The sequence below is a fragment of the Peptoniphilus genitalis genome (genome assembly GCF_023614525.1).
Lineage (GTDB): Bacteria > Bacillota > Clostridia > Tissierellales > Peptoniphilaceae > Peptoniphilus_A > Peptoniphilus_A genitalis.
Genome location: NZ_CP097885.1, coordinates 1390118 through 1405909, shown reverse-complemented (window position 1 = coordinate 1405909; position 15792 = coordinate 1390118). Strand labels below are relative to the sequence as shown.

Genomic DNA, 15792 nt, shown 5'->3' with positions numbered 1-15792 from the left:
TTACAATTTTTTATTTTATTAAATGCTGTAATCGTAGTTTAAAATCTTTGATCTTGCTTCACTTACAAAGTAAAGAGAGCCTGTGATTAATATCAAGTCTCCTTCTTGGTAAGACTTTTTGTAATAGGCTAGGGCATCATCAATTGTCATGACTTGACCCTTAAGTCCGTACTCACTTGCCTCACGACTAAGTTCATCTGGGCTCGTTCCCCTCTTGTAGTCAAGATTTACAAAGACAACTTCATCTGTGTAAGATGAAATTTCTTCTAGCATCTTTTTGTGTTCCTTGTCTGCAAGGATTGACATAATGAGGTGGAGTTTTTTGAATTTAAAATTGTCTAGGGACTCAACTAGTCTTTTGATCCCATCAAAGTTATGAGCTCCGTCAAGAATTATAAGTGGGTCTCTTGAGACAATCTCCATCCTTCCCTTCCAAGTTGATCTTTTTATCCTCGCCTTGATATCCTCCATAGAAATTTTTAAAATTCCCCTCTTGTTTAAGAGGTAGAGGGCGTAAATTGCTCCAATAGCATTTTCAACTTGGTAGTCGCCAATTTGTGTGAGATGAAATTCTTCAACTTCATCTAATTTCACTTTGAAGTCAATCCCCCTTAGATCAGACCTTAAAATCTCGCTTGCAAGTTCCTTGGTGTAGAAAAGTTCTGCAGATTTTTCTTTTGCTTCTCTTTCTATAACTCCAAGAATTTTTGGATCCCTATTGGTTGTTACTACAAGTCCACCTTCTTGGATGATGCCAGCCTTGGCATCTGCAATTTCTTCTATGGTGTCGCCAAGGTATTCCATGTGGTCCATGGAAATTGATGTGATAAGAGAAATTAATTTTTCACGACTTGTGAAGATGTTTGTGGAGTCTGCTCGTCCACCCATGCCAACTTCAAGGATAGCAAGGTCCACCCCTTCTCTTTCGAAGTAGATTATCGCCATAATTGTCAAAAACTCAAAGAGGTTTAGGTCCCCATATTCTTCTACAATATCTTTTTCCCTTTCAATTATAAATTCACCAATTTCAGCAAAGTCGGCTTGAGAAATTTCTGCATCGCCAATTTTTATCCTGTCGCAGTAAGTTATGAGGTGGGGAGAAACAAAGGACCCCACCTTGTAGTCTTCTTTTAAGACATCTTTTATAAAGTTAACTGTTGATCCCTTGCCGTTGGTCCCAGCAACGTGGATGACTTTTAAGTTCTTGTGGGGTGACCCAAGCTTTTCTAAAAACTTTTTGATCCTCACATTACCCTTGGACTTGAACTTGCCAATCCTGGATTCAATATTTTTTACAACTTCTTGGTATGTCATAGGTTTTTTTCTACCTTTGCAATTTGCACTTCAATTGTCTTTAGGATTTCTTCATACTTAGTAACTTTTTCTTTTTCTTCTTCAATAAGTTTTTTTGGTGCCTTAGAAACAAAGCCTTCATTAGCAAGTTTGCCCTTGGCTCTCTTTAGTTCCCCTTCAGCTTCCTTCTTATCCTTTTGAAGTCTCTTTAGTTCCTTTTCAAAGTCCACAAGTTCCTTAAGTGGAAGTTGGATTTCTGCCTTGTCGAGAACTATAGAAATATTTTCTGAATTCTTTTTGCTTTCGTCATCTGTAACTTCTACAGAGTTTGAGTAGCCAAGATTTAGAAGAAGTCCCTTCATTTCTTCAAAGATTTCCTTAACTTCATTGTCCTTAGTGTAAACAAGAGTGTTGGACTTCTTTGAGTTTTCTATATTCATTTCGCTTCTTGCATTTCTTATTTCACGAATGGCATTTTCAATGTATTCTGTTGCCCTTTCTTCTTTTTCAAATACAAGGTCTTCCCTGTATTCTGGCCAAGCTGCAACAATAAGTGCTTCCTTCCTATTAGGTAGGGCTTGCCAAATTTCTTCTGTGATGTATGGCATAAATGGATGAAGAAGTTTTAAAATATTTTCTAATACATAAAGTAAAACTTTTACTGTGTTTGTTTTTTCTTCCACATCGTCAGAATATAAAACTGGTTTTACAATTTCAATATACCAGTCGCAGAAGTCGGACCAGATGAAGTCATAAATGTCATCTGCTGCAAGACCAATGTCGTACTTGTCAATTTTTTCTGTAATTGATTTTATAACTTTTTGTAGCTTTGAGATTATCCACTTGTCTTGGTAGTGAAGCTTATTTACATCAAAGTTGGAATCTTCGATTTCTTCAGACATATTCATCATTAAAAATCTTGTTGCGTTCCAAAGTTTATTTGCAAAGTTTCTATTTGCTTCAACCCTCTTAATGTAAAATCTCATGTCGTTGCCTGGAGTGTTACCTGTTACAAGAGTAAATCTAAGGGCATCGGCACCGTAGTCTCTTATGATATCAAGTGGGTCAATACCATTGCCAAGAGACTTGGACATCTTTCTTCCTTGGTCGTCTCTTACAAGTCCATTTAGGAATACATCTTTAAAAGGAAGCTTGCCAGTTTGTTCTAGGGCAGAGAATACCATTCTAATTACCCAGAAGAAGATAATGTCGTAGCCTGTTACAAGTACATTTGTTGGATAGAAGTAGTCGTACTCTGGAGTTTTTTCTGGCCAACCAAGAGTTGAGAAAGGCCAAAGGGCTGATGAGAACCAAGTGTCAAGTGTGTCTTGGTCTTGTGTGTAAGTCTTGCCTTCATGTCCCTTAGTGTTTGATGGGTCTTCTCTTGAAATTACAATTTCATCGTCAGAGTCTGAATACCAAACTGGAAGTCTGTGACCCCACCACAATTGTCTTGAGATGTTCCAGTCACGAATATTTTCTAGCCAGTTTTCGTAAATCTTTCCAAATCTTTCTGGAATTATATTTAAGTTGCCCTTCCTGTATTCTTCAAGAGCTGGCTTAGCAAGTGGTGCCATCTTAACGAACCATTGCTTAGAAATTAGGGGTTCAATAACTGTGTGACATCTTTCGCAATGACCAACAGCGTTATGGTGGTGCTTCTTGCCAATGTAGAAGCCAAGCTTTTCAAAGTCTTCAATTATTTTCTTTCTAGCTTCGTATCTTTCCAAGCCTGCATAGGCACCAGCATTTTCATTTAAGTAGCCCTTGCCGTCCATAATTATATTTTGACCAAGGTCGTGACGAGCTCCAACTTCAAAGTCGTTAGGGTCGTGGGATGGAGTAATCTTTACTGCACCAGAACCAAAGTCCATTTCAACATAATCATCAGCAATAATTGGAATTTTTTTGTTGCCCATTACTGGAATCATTACATACTCACCAACAAGGTCAGTGTATCTTTCATCTTCAGGGTTTACTGCAATGGCAAGGTCTCCTGGGATAGTCTCAGGTCTTGTTGTTGCAATTTCAATTCCACCTTCCCTATCTGCAAAGGGATACTTGAAGTACCAAATATTGCCATCACTTTCTTCGTGTTCAACTTCTGCATCAGAGATTGAAGTCTCACAAGATGGGCACCAGTTAATAATCCTGTTGCCACGATAGATAAGTCCCTTTTCATAAAGTTCTATAAAAACTTCTTCAACTGCGTGGGAAAGATTGTCGTCAAGGGTGAAGCTTTGTCTTGACCAGTCGCAAGATATTCCTAGCTTCTTAAGTTGGTTTACAATGTTGCCACCATATTCGTGAGTCCATTCCCAAGCGTGTTCTAAGAATTTTTCTCTACCAATGTCTTCCTTGTTTATGCCTTGATTTCTAAGTTTTTCTACAACCTTTGCTTCAGTGGAAATTGATGCGTGGTCAGTTCCTGGTAGCCAAAGTGCTGAGTAGCCCTGCATCCTCTTTGTCCTAATGAGAACGTCTTGGATAGTGTTGTTAAGGGCGTGACCCATGTGAAGGTTGCCTGTTACATTTGGAGGTGGCATTACAATTGAGTAAGGTTTTTTGTTTTCATCAACCTCTGCCCTAAAGTAATTATTTTCCATCCAATAGTCATAGATTTTCTCTTCAAAATCCTTTGGATCATAAGTTTTGTTTAACTCTTTCATTTTTCCTCCTCATAATTTATAATTTTTGAATTTTTACAATTTTATAAAATTAAAAAAATAAAAAAGCGTCCTCCATCCCTAAGGACGAAAGACGCGGTACCACCTTAATTTTTATTTTTCAATAAACACTCTATAATCTTTAACGAGATAAGTCGTCTCTGGCTACTTGATTCACCAAAGAAGCAAAAAAGCTACAATTGTAAAGTTTATAAAGACCTCTCACCATCTAGTCTCTCTCTAAATATAAATTTTTACAATCCTCTTTTTTATTGCTCATTTTTCTATTTTTAAATAACCTGTAGACACTAGACCTACTTCATAGCCATCTATTAGACAAATAAAATTTTCTTCAATAGAAATTATAAGTTCATCATAATTAGAAATTCCAAATACCTTTTCTGTTTTCTTAAAATGATCTGTAGCTTCATCTGATGAATTAATTATTTCTAGCTTTTTAATAACTTCTTTGTCTTTTGTAGCAATTAAAATTGTATAGTCAGATTTTAACATTATTTTTGAGCTTACATAAGTATCTATTTTAATTTCTAAGCTAGAATTCTCCCAATTTATTAAAGTTACAAGTGTTTTTGCAATACTCGGATTATAAATTGGTGTCTTTTTTATAAAATAATCCTCATCATCACATATAGCGTAAGCTGTTGCTGCATTATCAGATTCTTTTTTAATTTCAGCTTTTATATTTTCATCTTCAAAATAAAAATATCCAGAATCAACTAATTTTTGAAAATCATTTCTATCATCGTCAATTGCATGATTTTTCGTCGAATCTACACCAATTAATCCAATGGGCGTTGATTGATATAAGTTTCTATTTTCCATTAGATTTCACGTAGATTTGAGTTGGGCCATCGGCTCCGCCAATTATTTCTACACCATCATCTTTGTCTTTGTCAGTCTTTTTATTTTTTGTAGTAAAAGTAGCTGTTGGTCCGTCTGATCCGCGAATTATTCCAATAGATGCAGCTTCTTTAGAATTATGTCTATATAATACTCCTGCACCTATTAAGATAATGGCTATTACAATCATTATTTTCTTCATAATCCACCTCCAACTTAATATAAAAGATACCACAAAAAATCTTTGAAATCAATAAATTGTTGATTATCTAGGGATAAAACCAACTTTTTTATAAACCTTTCTTAGGGTTTTGTTTGCAAGATAGGATGCCTTTTCTGCTCCCTCCTTGTAAACTGATTCAAGATAAGCCTTGTCCTCTCTAATTTCTTTAAATCTTTCACGAAGTGGTCTTAGTCCTTCAACTACAACTTCGCCAAGGTCTTCTTTGAATTCTCCGTAGCCAAGATTTTCGTACTTCTTGACAATTTCTTCTGGGCTCATGCCAGAGAAGGAAGCGTGAATGTTGATCAAGTTCTTTAGGCCCGCTTGTTCGTCAGAATATCTAAACTCGCCAGAGGAATCTGTCACAGCTCTTTTTATTTTCTTTCTTGTGTCGTCTTCTGAATCAAGAATTAAGATAAAGGCGTCCTTATTTGTGTCAGACTTAGACATCTTTGAAGAAGGATCCTTAAGTGACATAATTCTTGCCCCAACTTTTGGCGTTAAAATTTCTGGAATTGTAAAAGTTTCAGAATATCTTGAGTTAAATCTTTGTGCCAAGTCTCTTGTAATTTCTATGTGTTGCTTTTGATCTTCGCCAACAGGTACAAAGGAAGATTGGTAAAGCAAAATGTCTGCTGCCATTAGGACTGGATAGTTAAGTAGTCCTGCTTGCACGTCAGTGTACTTCTTTGCCTTGTCCTTAAATTGTGTCATCCTTTGAAGTTGTCCAAGACCTGTCATTGTGTTTAGGACCCAACCAAGTTCAGCGTGGGCTGGCACATGAGATTGGATGTAAATTATTGACTTCTTTGGGTCAAGACCTGCTGCAAGGTAAAGGGCAAGGACATCAAGTGTGTTCTTCCTAAGGTCCTTTGGCTCTTGTGCAACAGTGATGGCGTGCATGTCAACTATACAGTAGAGGCAGTTGTATTCATCTTGAAGTCCAATAAAGTTCTTTAAGGCTCCAATATAATTTCCAATAGTGAGGGAACCTGAAGGTTGGATCCCAGAGTAAACTATTTTTTTATCTTCCATTTTTATCTCTCTTTCTTTTTTCCAAATAAAATATAATAAAAATACTAATTATTTCAATGAAGGTCACGAGGATGCTTCCCTCTGGCCCATAAGTTTTGTCGTACAAGTTGTAATTTAAAATTTTAAAATTAAGTAGGCTGTCAAAACCACTAAAGCCGCTAACATTTAGTCCATAGATCATTGCCATGGAAAAGTTCCAGCCTGCGTGGACTCCAGAGGTCAACATAATATTATCTGAGTAGAATAATAATTTTGCAAAAAATATTCCCACCAAGATTGTGTTGATGGTGGATAAGATTGTAACTCCCTCGTTGCCCAGGTGCAAAAGTCCAAAGAAGATAGAAGGAAGTAAAATTGCGACCTTCCTTCCATATTTATCAAATAGGACTCTTGTTAGGATTCCTCTTACCAAGACTTCCTCTGATGTGGATTGGATAAAGAAGGCAATGAAGTAGGCAAGAAAAATTAAGTTTAAATTGCCTAAGTTAATTCTCTCATATCCAAGGACTCCCCTTCCCATGTCTAACAAGACATAAGTAGAAATTTGCAAAAACCCAAGGAAGAGTCCAAGACCAATGTTCTTAGCAAGGCCTTCTCTCTTAAAGAAGATGTAGTCAATTTTCTTTTTCAAAATAAATTTCACAAAAAAGATTCCTGCCAAGAGTTGTCCAGTAGTCCCCGTTAACATCACTAGGTTGGCATTTTTATAGTCGCTCTTAAAATAAGTCTGCCCATAAAAAATTAGGGACAGGGCTAGCATGATGCCACCAGTGAAGATGGTAATAGTAATTAATAAAATAGCTAGCCTTAGTATAACTTTAAAAAAATTATTTGTCTTTTTCTTTTCCATGGTCTTATCTACTCTTAATGTCTTCCCATCTCTCATTGACCACTTGTCTAACTTTTCCCTCATCTAGCTTTACTATTTCCCTATTCTTCATGATGAAGTCTCCGTCGCAAATGACTGCTTCAACATCAGATGAGTTGGCTGAGTAAACTAGGGCTGAGATCAAATTATTTCTCGGTGTGAAAGAATTTGAATCTAAATCAAAAATTGTTAGGTCTGCAAGGTAGCCTTCCTTAATCAAGCCAAGATTTTCAAAGCCAAGGGCCCTTGCTCCATTTACAGTTGCCATTTTTAAAATTTCAATAGCTGGCACAGCCTTTTCATTCATGGTAACAGCCTTATTGACTATGCCACCAATGTGCATCTCCTCTACAAAGTCTTGGTTGTTGTTTGATGAGTCCCCATCAGTTCCCATTGCAATGGTAATATTATTTTTCAAAAGTTTATCAACTGGTGTGAATCCACTGGCAAGCTTTAGGTTTGATGATGGGTTGTAAACTGGGAAGAATTTTTTATCCTTCACAAGTTCGATTTCTTCATCAGTTATGTGTACGCAGTGGGCTGCAATTATTTGGCTATCAAGCATGCCAAGAGAGTTCACGTACTCAATTGGGGTCATCCCATATTCTTTTTTAGAATTTTCTACTTCTGTAAGAGTTTCAGATAAGTGGATATGAATTAGGCTGTCATACCTTTCCCTTGCCCTCTTGGAGATTTCTTTTAAAAATTCTGTGGAACAAGTGTAAATTGCATGAGGTGCAGGGACAACTCTAATTCTTCCCTTAGACTTATTGTGGTAGTTCTTGTAAAGGTCGTCAAACTCTTTAAGCTTGGCTTCCCCTTCTCCATCAAGGTCTGTCATGCCACGAGTTAGGACTCCACGAATTCCAGCTTCAATAGCAGCGTCCCCAACCTTATCCATCTCATAGTACATATCGCAAAAAGTTGTCACACCCGACTTTATGTTTTCAATAATAGAAAGCTTAGAGGACCAATATATGTCCTCTGGGTTTAACTTTGCTTCAATTGGCCAGATTTCATTTTCCAGCCAGTCCATCAGTGCCAAGTCGTCGGCATAGTTCCTAAAGTAGGACATGCCAAGATGGGTGTGGGCATTTACAAAACCCGGTGTAAGAAGTTTGTCCTTGCCATCAAAAACTTGGTCAGCTTTAACATCTAAATCTCTTCCAATTTTTTTTATTTTATTTTCTTCTATAAGAATATCTGCATTATCAATAATTTTTTCCTGGTCTATATCTAAGTAGGAAATGTTTTTTATAAGTAAGCTCATAGTCCCTCCAATACTATTAACATTATAACAAAGTTTAAAAAAATTTTTTCAATTTATTGAAATTTCCGATTCCCACAAATTTAAACTTTGGTATAATGACCTTATGATTGGAAATTATTTAGAGTTCAATGTATTTTTTGATATCATCGGGACAATTGCCTTTGCAATTTCCGGTGCCATACTTGGTTGCAAGAAGAAGATGGACATACTTGGCGTTACCGTCTTGGGTCTTGTCACAGCTCTTGGGGGAGGCTTCGTTCGTGACTTGGTCCTTGGTATCAATCCACCAAAGATGTTTCAAAATTCAACTAACGCAATCATATCCACTGTCTTTTCAATTTTAGTTTTTATGTTTTTCTATTTTAGAAAAAACTTTCAATCAAGACAGGTCATAAGTTTCATGAATGAGTTTATGATTATTAGCGACACAATTGGCCTTGCTTCCTTTACTATTACTGGAATGGCAACTGCCCTTTCCCTAGGACTTGATAAGAGGTTCTTGCTTATCTTTGTTGGTTCCATAACGGGAGTTGGCGGTGGAATGATTCGTGACGTCTTGGCAGGCACTATCCCCTTTATCTTTAAGGAACAAATTTACGCCGGCGCCTGCATCTTGGGCTCTATAGTTTTTCTCCTTACGAGAAGTTTTTTAGGCGACCAGGTTTCCATGATAATTTGTTTTTTTACAGTTTTAATATTTAGACTCTTGGCAGTGAAAAGAAATTGGAACCTGCCAAGGATTAGTGACTAGGAGGAATAAAATGGCAGTAGCAGAATTAACACTTATACCTATAGGAACAAAGACAACATCTGTGAGCAAGTACATTGCAGGTGCCCTTGACTCCATTGGCGAAGTTGATGGACTAACTTATGAACTTAATGCCATGGGAACAACAATTGCCCATAAGGATTTAAAAGTTTTATATGATGTAATAAGAAGGATGCAAGAATCAGTTTTTGAATCTGGAGCAGACAGGGTTTACTCTGTTGTAAAAATTGATGACAGACGCGACAAGGATTACACATTCAAGGATAAAATTACATCTGTCAACGAAAAGAGAAAAAATAAATAAATTTTCAAACCTCATCGACTTTGATGAGGTTTTTTGATATTTTGTAAGTGATTAAGTTTTATGACTTTGTAAGTTTTTGTGAGTTAATATTTTTTTATGACTTAGCAAACTCTCATGACTTTGTAAATTTTTGCAAGTTTATAATTATGTATGAGTTGATGAACTTTTAATAAGGAGGAAATATGTACGAGGGATTTTTGACAGATGTTAAGGGGATAAGGCTTGGCCACTCAGAAGATGACCTTGCTCTAACGGGAACAAGTGCCATTCTTTGCCCCGAAGGCTTTACGGCAGGAGTTGACGTTCGTGGTGCAGGACCTGGCACTCGTGAGACTGATCTTCTAAGAGCAGAAAACTTGGTCCAAAAGGTCCACGGTGTTTTCTTAACTGGTGGGTCTGCCTATGGACTTGACGCAGGTGGTGGACTTATGAAGTTCTTGGAAGAAGAGGGTGCTGGCTTTGACGTGGGAGTTGGTATAGTTCCCATAGTTCCCGGCGCAGTTCTCTTTGATCTTGCAGTAGGCGATTCAAAAGTTCGACCAGATTTTAAGATGGGCTATGAAGCTGCGAAAAATGCAAGAGAAGATGACAAGACTCAAGGCAACTTTGGTGCAGGCTGTGGTGCCAGCGTTGGAAAAATCTTGGGCAATGACTTTGCCATGAAGTCAGGTCTTGGTCAATCATCAATAAGACTTGGGGACCTTGTAGTCTCTTCTATAGTTGCCCTAAATGCCTTGGGAGATATTTTTGACTACGAAGCTGGAAAAAGAATTGCGGGAGTTTACGACAGGGAAAATAAAATCTTTTTAGACACTTGTGCCCTTTACGAAAAGCAGCTTAAAGATTATAATCAATTTAGCCCTGCCAACACTACAATTTCTGTTGTGGCAACTAACGCAAGGCTCACTAAGGCAAACTGTAATAAGATCTCACAAATGGCTCATGATGGATATGCAAGATCAATCAATCCAGTGCATACCATGAACGATGGAGATACAATTTTTACACTAGCAAGTGGCCAAGTTGAAGCAGACATAAATTTAGTTGGAATTCTTGCTGCAAAGACCATCTCAAGGTCTATTGCCAATGCAATTTATTCAGCCGAGGATTCTGGAGGGCTTGTAAGTTATAGGACCATCAAATAATTTGATGCAAATAAGAAGGGTATCCTCGTGAACCCTATCGGAGGTAAAAATGAATCGAAACACTGAACGTAACAGAAGGCTAGTGATAGCTGCCATGCTTGGTGCCATCACAGTTGTTCTTAGTCTCACTCCTCTTGGACTTATTCCACTTGGAGTAATCAATGCAACTACTATGCACATACCAGTAATTATTGGTGCCATAGCAGAGGGCCCTGTGGTTGGAGCCATGGTTGGACTTATCTTTGGAGTGTCATCACTCTTAAATGCAATCCTAAGGGGTGCAAGTCCCGTTGCCTTTGTCTTTTACAATCCACTAATTTCTGTCTTGCCAAGAGTTTTAATTGGGATAACTTCCTACTACTCTTACGCAGCAATGAAGAAGTTAGAAGACAAGAACTTGAGAAACTTAACTAAGGGACTTTGGGGACTAATTTCAATTTTCCTAGCTTACTTACTCTACAAGAATATAAAAAGTGGTGGGTCAACGCTAAATATTACTTTTGTAGTAATACTACTTGCCCTTTGCCTTGGATTTTTTATTTATTCTTTCAAGTCAAGCGAGAAGGACTTCCCTATTGCCATTGGTGCCTTTGTGGGATCAATGACTAACACAATCCTAGTCCTTGGTGGCATTTATGTAATCTATGCCAAGAGATATGTTGAGGCTCTTAACATTCCACTAGAAAATGCAAAATCTGCAATCCTTGGTGTGTCAGTTACATCAGGAATACCTGAAGCTATCCTATCTGTTATTATTACTACAGCAGTTATAAAAGCTTTGAAATCAAGAAGGGGTTAATATGTTACTTGCAATTGATATAGATAATAGGACAACAGACTTTGGAGTCTTCGACCAAGATAAGTTAGTTGATAAGTTTTCAATTACAACTGACAGGAATAGGTCTGTGGTGGAAATTAAACTGATGATCAAACTCATCTTAATGGATAAGAATATAGAACTTTCTGACATCCATGAAATTATAATTTCTAATGTTGTTCCAGAGCTTTCATCTTCCTATGAGATGATTGGAAGAGAACTCATTGGCAAGAAACCAATTTTTATTTCTGCTGGAGTTAAGACTGGTTTAAATATAAAGTGTGAGAGCCCAAGAGAAGTTGGGTCAGACAGAATTATAAAGGCAGTTGCTGCCACAAGAAAGTACACAGGCAACATAATAATAGTTTCTGCATCGTCAATTACAACAGTTGACTATATCAATGCAAAAAAAGAATTCCTGGGAGGACTAATCCTGCCAGGAATCAACTTGCTTCAAGATTCACTTGTGAGAGGTAGCGCCAAGCTCCCTCATGTAGAATTAAAAAAGCCTGATGGCATAGTTGGAAAAAATACTGAAAAGGCAATTCAGGCTGGACTCTTCTTCGCCTACAAGAAGGCAGTCCTCGGTATAATTGATGAAATAGTGGAAGGCTATTCACTTAATAAAAAAGATACAAATATTTTAATCACTGGACCCTATGCCCATCTCTTAGATCTATCTAAGTACGACTTAATAAGAGATGACGACCTGGGCATCTATGGACTTAAAATTATTTACGACTTAAACAAAAAGAAGGCTTCATGATTTTGAAGCCTTCTTTTATTACCTATATTTTTCTAAATTTTTTATGTCTACTTGATGGAAGCTTACCTTGAAGTCAGAAAGGTCTACTATCTTTTCCATGGTAGAACGAAACAAATTAATGTCTCCAGTTATATAAAAGTCAATTGTCCTATTGGGAATCTCTTGGTTGTCCTTTTCAATTTTTAAAATATTCATGGCATCTAGAACTGTCTTGTAGGCTGGGTCAACCATCAAGACCTTCTTACCTTGTTTCTTCAAAATTCTCTTAAAGGAATCTTCAACAAGAGGATAGTGGGTGCAGCCAAGAATCATTGTGTCAAAGTCGTAGTCTTCGAAGTAGTCTAAGTATTTTTTTACAATTCCGTCCATGTATTCTTCTTCAAACTCTCCCCTCTCAATAGCAAGAGTGAGATCAGGACAGTAAACAGATCTTAATTCAATAGATGGGTCCATGGACTTTAAGACCTTGTCATATACTCCACTTTCAACACAGGACTTTGTTGCAACAAGAGCAACCCTCTTGGTCTTAGTTCTCTCAAGGGCATTTTCACTTCCTGGTTCAACAACACCAATTATTGGATACTTGTATCTTTCATTGGACTCCTTGAGTCCGTGACTTGTTGCAGTGTTGCAAGCAATAATTGAAAGGTCAACATCAAGATCCTTGAAGAAACCCATGACTTCCATTGTATAATTTTTTATTTCTTCGTTAGTTCTGGCACCGTAGGGCATCCTAAGAGTGTCGCCAAAGAAGACGAAGTTTTTATTTTTTATTTTATTTAAAGCGACTTTTAAAACAGAAAGTCCTCCGACTCCGCTATCATAAAAGCCGATCACATTATTTCCCATTAAATCACCAACTATTTTATATAATACTATAAATTGTGAAAAACAAAAAGAAGAATATAAATTCATTGTAAATAATTGTATTTATAAAAATTCCTTCTTGTCATAAATTTTATATTTTAAGCCATGTGATTAATTATATAAAATATCATACTCTCTATCAAGTTAGGCATATTGTTAATCTTGTTTATTTTACTTTGTCTTACCTTATTTTAAGCAAGAGTGTATAATTTTTCTATCAATCGGCAAATTTATATCCATAGCTTGGTCAATATTCAATACTATTATAAAAAACACCCTTATAAAAAGAGTGCTTAATTATTGTTTTTATATTTTTAATTTTTGGCGATATTTACAATAGCTTCAGTCAGTAACTTAGAAAAATTCAAATTCAATTTATTCCCTAGATCATTGCTCCACTTGGGTATAGATAAGGTCTTTTTTACAAGTTCTTGGCTACCTAAATAGTCCTTTAAATCAACATAAACGAGAGAAACAAAGGACTTAGAATAATCATAGAAGCCATCAAAATCATCATCATCTTTAAAAGGAAAATCATCTTCAATAGACAAGTCACTTATGGCTGATTGTTTTGGCAAAGTATCTCCGCCTTCTATTATAGAGCTAGCCATTATTCCCAAGTAGTCACTTGCCATTAACAAAGCTTCCTCTATTGAATTGCCTTGAGTCCCTGCACCTCCAATGTCTGGCATATAAACATAGTAACCCTTCTCTTCTGGACTATAATAAAATATAGCTGGATAAGAAACTAACATACTTACCACCTCTCTTAATATAAGAAGTAGGGCTATTTTAGCCCTGCCTCTTTTAGTATCCCACGCTCGGTTCCCTTTTGGAGTTCTCCATGTGGGATAATGATTGGTCTTTTGATGCCAAGTTTTGTCATCTTTATATGACTGCCCTTGCCACCCTTAACTACTTCGAAACCATTCTTTCTTAGTAGCTTGACCATTTCATCTTGTGTCATCGGCATGTATACCTACCTCCTGACAGCCTTATTTTACCACGTGTTATTACGTAGTGTCAATATGAGACTTTAATTTATAAATTCATCTTCCACTTCCACATCTTTTAATCTACCAAATTGACTTTATCTGTAGCTTATACTCCCTCTAGACTTTAAAGATCTACAAATTAAAATAAATTTGTGTGCAGCCCACCAAAATTCAAGGGAATTCATGTGAATTTTATGTATTTAAAAATATAAAGAAAAAAGCCTGCGAAGATTAAATTCACAGGCTTTCAAATGGTGCACCTTTACGGACTCGAACCGTAGGCCCACTGATTAAGAGTCAGTTTTTAAGACCCTTAAACCCGCTATTTCACCACCTTGTGCGTAGTTTGTGCGTTAAGTTTATTTATGTTTTAGGCTATGTGATTAATTATAAATAACATAAGATTTAATAACAAGTTAATTGTAGAAAATAGTGCTAACCAAATGTATTTCTTAGCACTATTTTTTAATAATAATTAATTTACTTTATCCTCCAATATTATATAAAGTATGTCTTCTAAAAATAACCTTTCTTCCATGAAATTTGGAAAATACTTTTCAATTACTTTCTTCATATTCCACCAATTTTTTACATTGTGATCCTCTCTATAAATTTTTATAGCCATAAGTATTTCTTTTATTTCATCATCATTAAATCTCTTTTTAAAATTATTATTCATTTTTTCACCTCCTAAATACCTCTACTATATATATAGAAAAATTCTTCAAAAGTTACTATGGTTTTTTTTAATTTTATGTAATTTTTTATAACCAAATAAAAAAAGCCCAGAGATTTCTCCCCAGGCTTGATTGTCTTAAAAAGTTATAAAAAATTTTTATTACATCCAAAGTACATACATTGTACATACTTTTATAGTTACGCTCTTACAAAAATTTTTGACTTCTACAAGCCTGTAAATAACAAGCCTACAAAAGTTAAGGCTCTACAAGACCCATACAGGGCTTTTTATTTTTTCTTAATACCTTTATATGCCTTATTACTGTTGTTTTCAAGATTTTTATACTCTTTTTCACTGAGCAATCTCTTTGCAGCAGTTTTAAATTCTTCACTATAAGGCATCAAATTCCTATCAAGTAAATTTCTAAGTTTAACGGCATCTTTTTTTCTTCGCATATGTGCGTGCTGTCCGTATTTCCCGTTAACTCTTTTTACAAGCCAAGGCCTATCATAGCACCTAGGTTTATATCTTATGGAAAGTTTCATTTAATTTTATTTATTAATTTCTTCTTTCCAACGGTTTAACTCAAGGACACTCGCCCTTCTCATATCATCGAGATCCTTTTCTGTTACTTTAAATCCCTGTTCATTAAGTCTCATAAGCACATATTGCTTTTTAAGGTCACCTTGACCTGTACCCTTGTAAATTTGCTCAGCTGCTTTAACTGCGATATCCACTGCTTCCATTACATTGACAATTTTTTCTTTGCCGTATTTTTGTTTTAAAAGAGGCACCAAGACACCTGTAATTAGCACAGATACAACGGATAAAACTACATAAAAAATATTACTTGCATTCATTTCTATCCTCCATAGATTCTTTAAATTCCTTAATTAAGTCCTCTTTCATTTCCCAGTCTTTAAGATTTTTAAATTCAGTATGTTGCTTAAAAAATTGATGAACTCCAACAGCTGTGGCACCAAGAAAAACTCCTTGACCAATACTCATAAGAATCCACACAACAATTTGAATATTATTCATAGGATCTATTCGATTGGCAAGACTTGTCACCAAGGCAATAGGAATACCTACAATGGATAAAATTGTAGGTATTAGACTATCACTTATTCTATTGGACTTCTTTAAAGCTTTCCCTATCACAACAAGCACAGGAATCATAAAAACCAGTTCAGGACTTAAATATTCTTTCAAGCTAAAGACTAAGTCTTGCATC

General features: G+C 36.1%; 19 protein-coding genes, 1 tRNA gene and 1 other annotated feature. Of the genes, 5 read left to right on the top strand and 15 right to left on the bottom strand.

The genetic code is table 11. The features are described from left to right. Positions 1–18 precede the first annotated feature (18 nt). From M9426_RS06735 to M9426_RS06705, 7 genes are all read right to left on the bottom strand, one after another. A complete protein-coding gene (locus M9426_RS06735; RefSeq protein ID WP_250341752.1) occupies positions 19–1314 on the bottom strand; it encodes a bifunctional folylpolyglutamate synthase/dihydrofolate synthase in 1296 nt (431 codons plus the stop codon). Beyond that, positions 1311–3962, bottom strand: a complete 2652-nt coding sequence (locus M9426_RS06730; protein WP_250341751.1) for a valine--tRNA ligase — start codon at positions 3960–3962, stop codon at positions 1311–1313. The genes M9426_RS06735 and M9426_RS06730 overlap by 4 nt, the downstream gene beginning before the upstream one ends. Positions 3963–4039: 77 nt before the next feature. Continuing rightward, positions 4040–4241, bottom strand: a binding site (T-box leader). Further along, entirely contained in the window at positions 4236–4802 is a 567-nt protein-coding gene (locus M9426_RS06725) for a hypothetical protein (protein WP_250341750.1), read from the bottom strand. It overlaps the preceding feature by 6 nt. Then, positions 4792–5022 (bottom strand): sodium ion-translocating decarboxylase subunit beta, encoded by a 231-nt coding sequence (locus M9426_RS06720; protein WP_250341749.1) that lies wholly within the window; start codon positions 5020–5022, stop codon positions 4792–4794. The genes M9426_RS06725 and M9426_RS06720 overlap by 11 nt, the downstream gene beginning before the upstream one ends. A 63-nt stretch (positions 5023–5085) precedes the next feature. Further along, entirely contained in the window at positions 5086–6078 is a 993-nt protein-coding gene (trpS, locus tag M9426_RS06715) for a tryptophan--tRNA ligase (protein ID WP_250341748.1), read from the bottom strand. Then, entirely contained in the window at positions 6068–6964 is an 897-nt protein-coding gene (locus M9426_RS06710) for a CPBP family intramembrane glutamic endopeptidase (protein ID WP_250341747.1), read from the bottom strand. The genes trpS and M9426_RS06710 overlap by 11 nt, the downstream gene beginning before the upstream one ends. Next, entirely contained in the window at positions 6933–8216 is a 1284-nt protein-coding gene (locus M9426_RS06705) for an amidohydrolase (RefSeq protein WP_250341746.1), read from the bottom strand. Before M9426_RS06705 ends, M9426_RS06710 begins: the two co-directional genes overlap by 32 nt. A 103-nt stretch (positions 8217–8319) precedes the next feature. On the opposite strand from M9426_RS06705, the gene M9426_RS06700 reads away from it, so the two are divergent. From M9426_RS06700 to M9426_RS06680, 5 genes are all read left to right on the top strand, one after another. Next, complete coding sequence (locus M9426_RS06700; protein ID WP_250341745.1) at positions 8320–8967, top strand: trimeric intracellular cation channel family protein; 648 nt, start codon at positions 8320–8322, stop codon at positions 8965–8967. Between the two features lie 10 nt (positions 8968–8977). Further along, a complete protein-coding gene (locus tag M9426_RS06695) occupies positions 8978–9289 on the top strand; it encodes an MTH1187 family thiamine-binding protein (RefSeq protein ID WP_060799474.1) in 312 nt (103 codons plus the stop codon). A 182-nt stretch (positions 9290–9471) separates the two neighbouring features. Continuing rightward, positions 9472–10434, top strand: a complete 963-nt coding sequence (locus M9426_RS06690; RefSeq protein ID WP_250341744.1) for a P1 family peptidase — start codon at positions 9472–9474, stop codon at positions 10432–10434. Between the two features lie 49 nt (positions 10435–10483). Next, positions 10484–11233, top strand: a complete 750-nt coding sequence (locus tag M9426_RS06685; protein ID WP_250341743.1) for an ECF transporter S component — start codon at positions 10484–10486, stop codon at positions 11231–11233. A gap of 1 nt (position 11234) precedes the next feature. Then, positions 11235–12017: a type III pantothenate kinase gene (locus tag M9426_RS06680; protein ID WP_250341742.1), complete on the top strand. Its 783-nt coding sequence runs from the start codon at positions 11235–11237 to the stop codon at positions 12015–12017. 18 nt (positions 12018–12035) lie between these two features. On the opposite strand, the gene murI is transcribed toward M9426_RS06680, so the two are convergent. The 8 genes from murI to M9426_RS06640 all read right to left on the bottom strand — a co-directional run bounded on the left by murI (position 12036) and on the right by M9426_RS06640 (position 15791). Then, on the bottom strand, positions 12036–12866 hold the full coding sequence (murI, locus tag M9426_RS06675; protein ID WP_148465275.1) for a glutamate racemase: 831 nt from the start codon (positions 12864–12866) through the stop codon (positions 12036–12038). 332 nt (positions 12867–13198) lie between these two features. Next, entirely contained in the window at positions 13199–13639 is a 441-nt protein-coding gene (locus M9426_RS06670) for a type II toxin-antitoxin system HicB family antitoxin (RefSeq protein ID WP_148465274.1), read from the bottom strand. 32 nt (positions 13640–13671) lie between these two features. Further along, entirely contained in the window at positions 13672–13857 is a 186-nt protein-coding gene (locus M9426_RS06665) for a type II toxin-antitoxin system HicA family toxin (RefSeq protein ID WP_148465273.1), read from the bottom strand. 274 nt (positions 13858–14131) lie between these two features. Continuing rightward, positions 14132–14202, bottom strand: a tRNA-Lys gene (locus M9426_RS06660). A gap of 152 nt (positions 14203–14354) precedes the next feature. Further along, positions 14355–14558, bottom strand: a complete 204-nt coding sequence (locus M9426_RS06655) for a hypothetical protein (RefSeq protein ID WP_250341741.1) — start codon at positions 14556–14558, stop codon at positions 14355–14357. Between the two features lie 287 nt (positions 14559–14845). Then, positions 14846–15103: a hypothetical protein gene (locus tag M9426_RS06650; protein ID WP_250341740.1), complete on the bottom strand. Its 258-nt coding sequence runs from the start codon at positions 15101–15103 to the stop codon at positions 14846–14848. A gap of 6 nt (positions 15104–15109) precedes the next feature. Then, positions 15110–15418 (bottom strand): phage holin, LLH family, encoded by a 309-nt coding sequence (locus M9426_RS06645; RefSeq protein WP_250341739.1) that lies wholly within the window; start codon positions 15416–15418, stop codon positions 15110–15112. Beyond that, the gene (locus M9426_RS06640) at positions 15405–15791 is read right to left on the bottom strand and encodes a phage holin family protein (protein ID WP_250341738.1); all 387 of its coding nucleotides are present in this window, start codon (positions 15789–15791) and stop codon (positions 15405–15407) included. Before M9426_RS06640 ends, M9426_RS06645 begins: the two co-directional genes overlap by 14 nt. Position 15792: the final 1 nt, after the last annotated feature.

Bases quoted from the DNA above. Each gene is read 5' to 3' on its own strand.
- M9426_RS06735 (WP_250341752.1), bottom strand. From the start codon at position 1,314: ATGACATACCAAGAAGTTGTAAAAAATATTGAATCCAGGATTGGCAAG.
- M9426_RS06730 (WP_250341751.1), bottom strand. From the start codon at position 3,962: ATGAAAGAGTTAAACAAAACTTATGATCCAAAGGATTTTGAAGAGAAA.
- M9426_RS06725 (WP_250341750.1), bottom strand. From the start codon at position 4,802: ATGGAAAATAGAAACTTATATCAATCAACGCCCATTGGATTAATTGGT.
- M9426_RS06720 (WP_250341749.1), bottom strand. From the start codon at position 5,022: ATGAAGAAAATAATGATTGTAATAGCCATTATCTTAATAGGTGCAGGA.
- trpS (WP_250341748.1), bottom strand. From the start codon at position 6,078: ATGGAAGATAAAAAAATAGTTTACTCTGGGATCCAACCTTCAGGTTCC.
- M9426_RS06710 (WP_250341747.1), bottom strand. From the start codon at position 6,964: ATGAGAGATGGGAAGACATTAAGAGTAGATAAGACCATGGAAAAGAAA.
- M9426_RS06705 (WP_250341746.1), bottom strand. From the start codon at position 8,216: ATGAGCTTACTTATAAAAAACATTTCCTACTTAGATATAGACCAGGAA.
- M9426_RS06700 (WP_250341745.1), top strand. From the start codon at position 8,320: ATGATTGGAAATTATTTAGAGTTCAATGTATTTTTTGATATCATCGGG.
- M9426_RS06695 (WP_060799474.1), top strand. From the start codon at position 8,978: ATGGCAGTAGCAGAATTAACACTTATACCTATAGGAACAAAGACAACA.
- M9426_RS06690 (WP_250341744.1), top strand. From the start codon at position 9,472: ATGTACGAGGGATTTTTGACAGATGTTAAGGGGATAAGGCTTGGCCAC.
- M9426_RS06685 (WP_250341743.1), top strand. From the start codon at position 10,484: ATGAATCGAAACACTGAACGTAACAGAAGGCTAGTGATAGCTGCCATG.
- M9426_RS06680 (WP_250341742.1), top strand. From the start codon at position 11,235: ATGTTACTTGCAATTGATATAGATAATAGGACAACAGACTTTGGAGTC.
- murI (WP_148465275.1), bottom strand. From the start codon at position 12,866: ATGGGAAATAATGTGATCGGCTTTTATGATAGCGGAGTCGGAGGACTT.
- M9426_RS06670 (WP_148465274.1), bottom strand. From the start codon at position 13,639: ATGTTAGTTTCTTATCCAGCTATATTTTATTATAGTCCAGAAGAGAAG.
- M9426_RS06665 (WP_148465273.1), bottom strand. From the start codon at position 13,857: ATGCCGATGACACAAGATGAAATGGTCAAGCTACTAAGAAAGAATGGT.
- M9426_RS06655 (WP_250341741.1), bottom strand. From the start codon at position 14,558: ATGAATAATAATTTTAAAAAGAGATTTAATGATGATGAAATAAAAGAA.
- M9426_RS06650 (WP_250341740.1), bottom strand. From the start codon at position 15,103: ATGAAACTTTCCATAAGATATAAACCTAGGTGCTATGATAGGCCTTGG.
- M9426_RS06645 (WP_250341739.1), bottom strand. From the start codon at position 15,418: ATGAATGCAAGTAATATTTTTTATGTAGTTTTATCCGTTGTATCTGTG.
- M9426_RS06640 (WP_250341738.1), bottom strand. From the start codon at position 15,791: ATGCAAGACTTAGTCTTTAGCTTGAAAGAATATTTAAGTCCTGAACTG.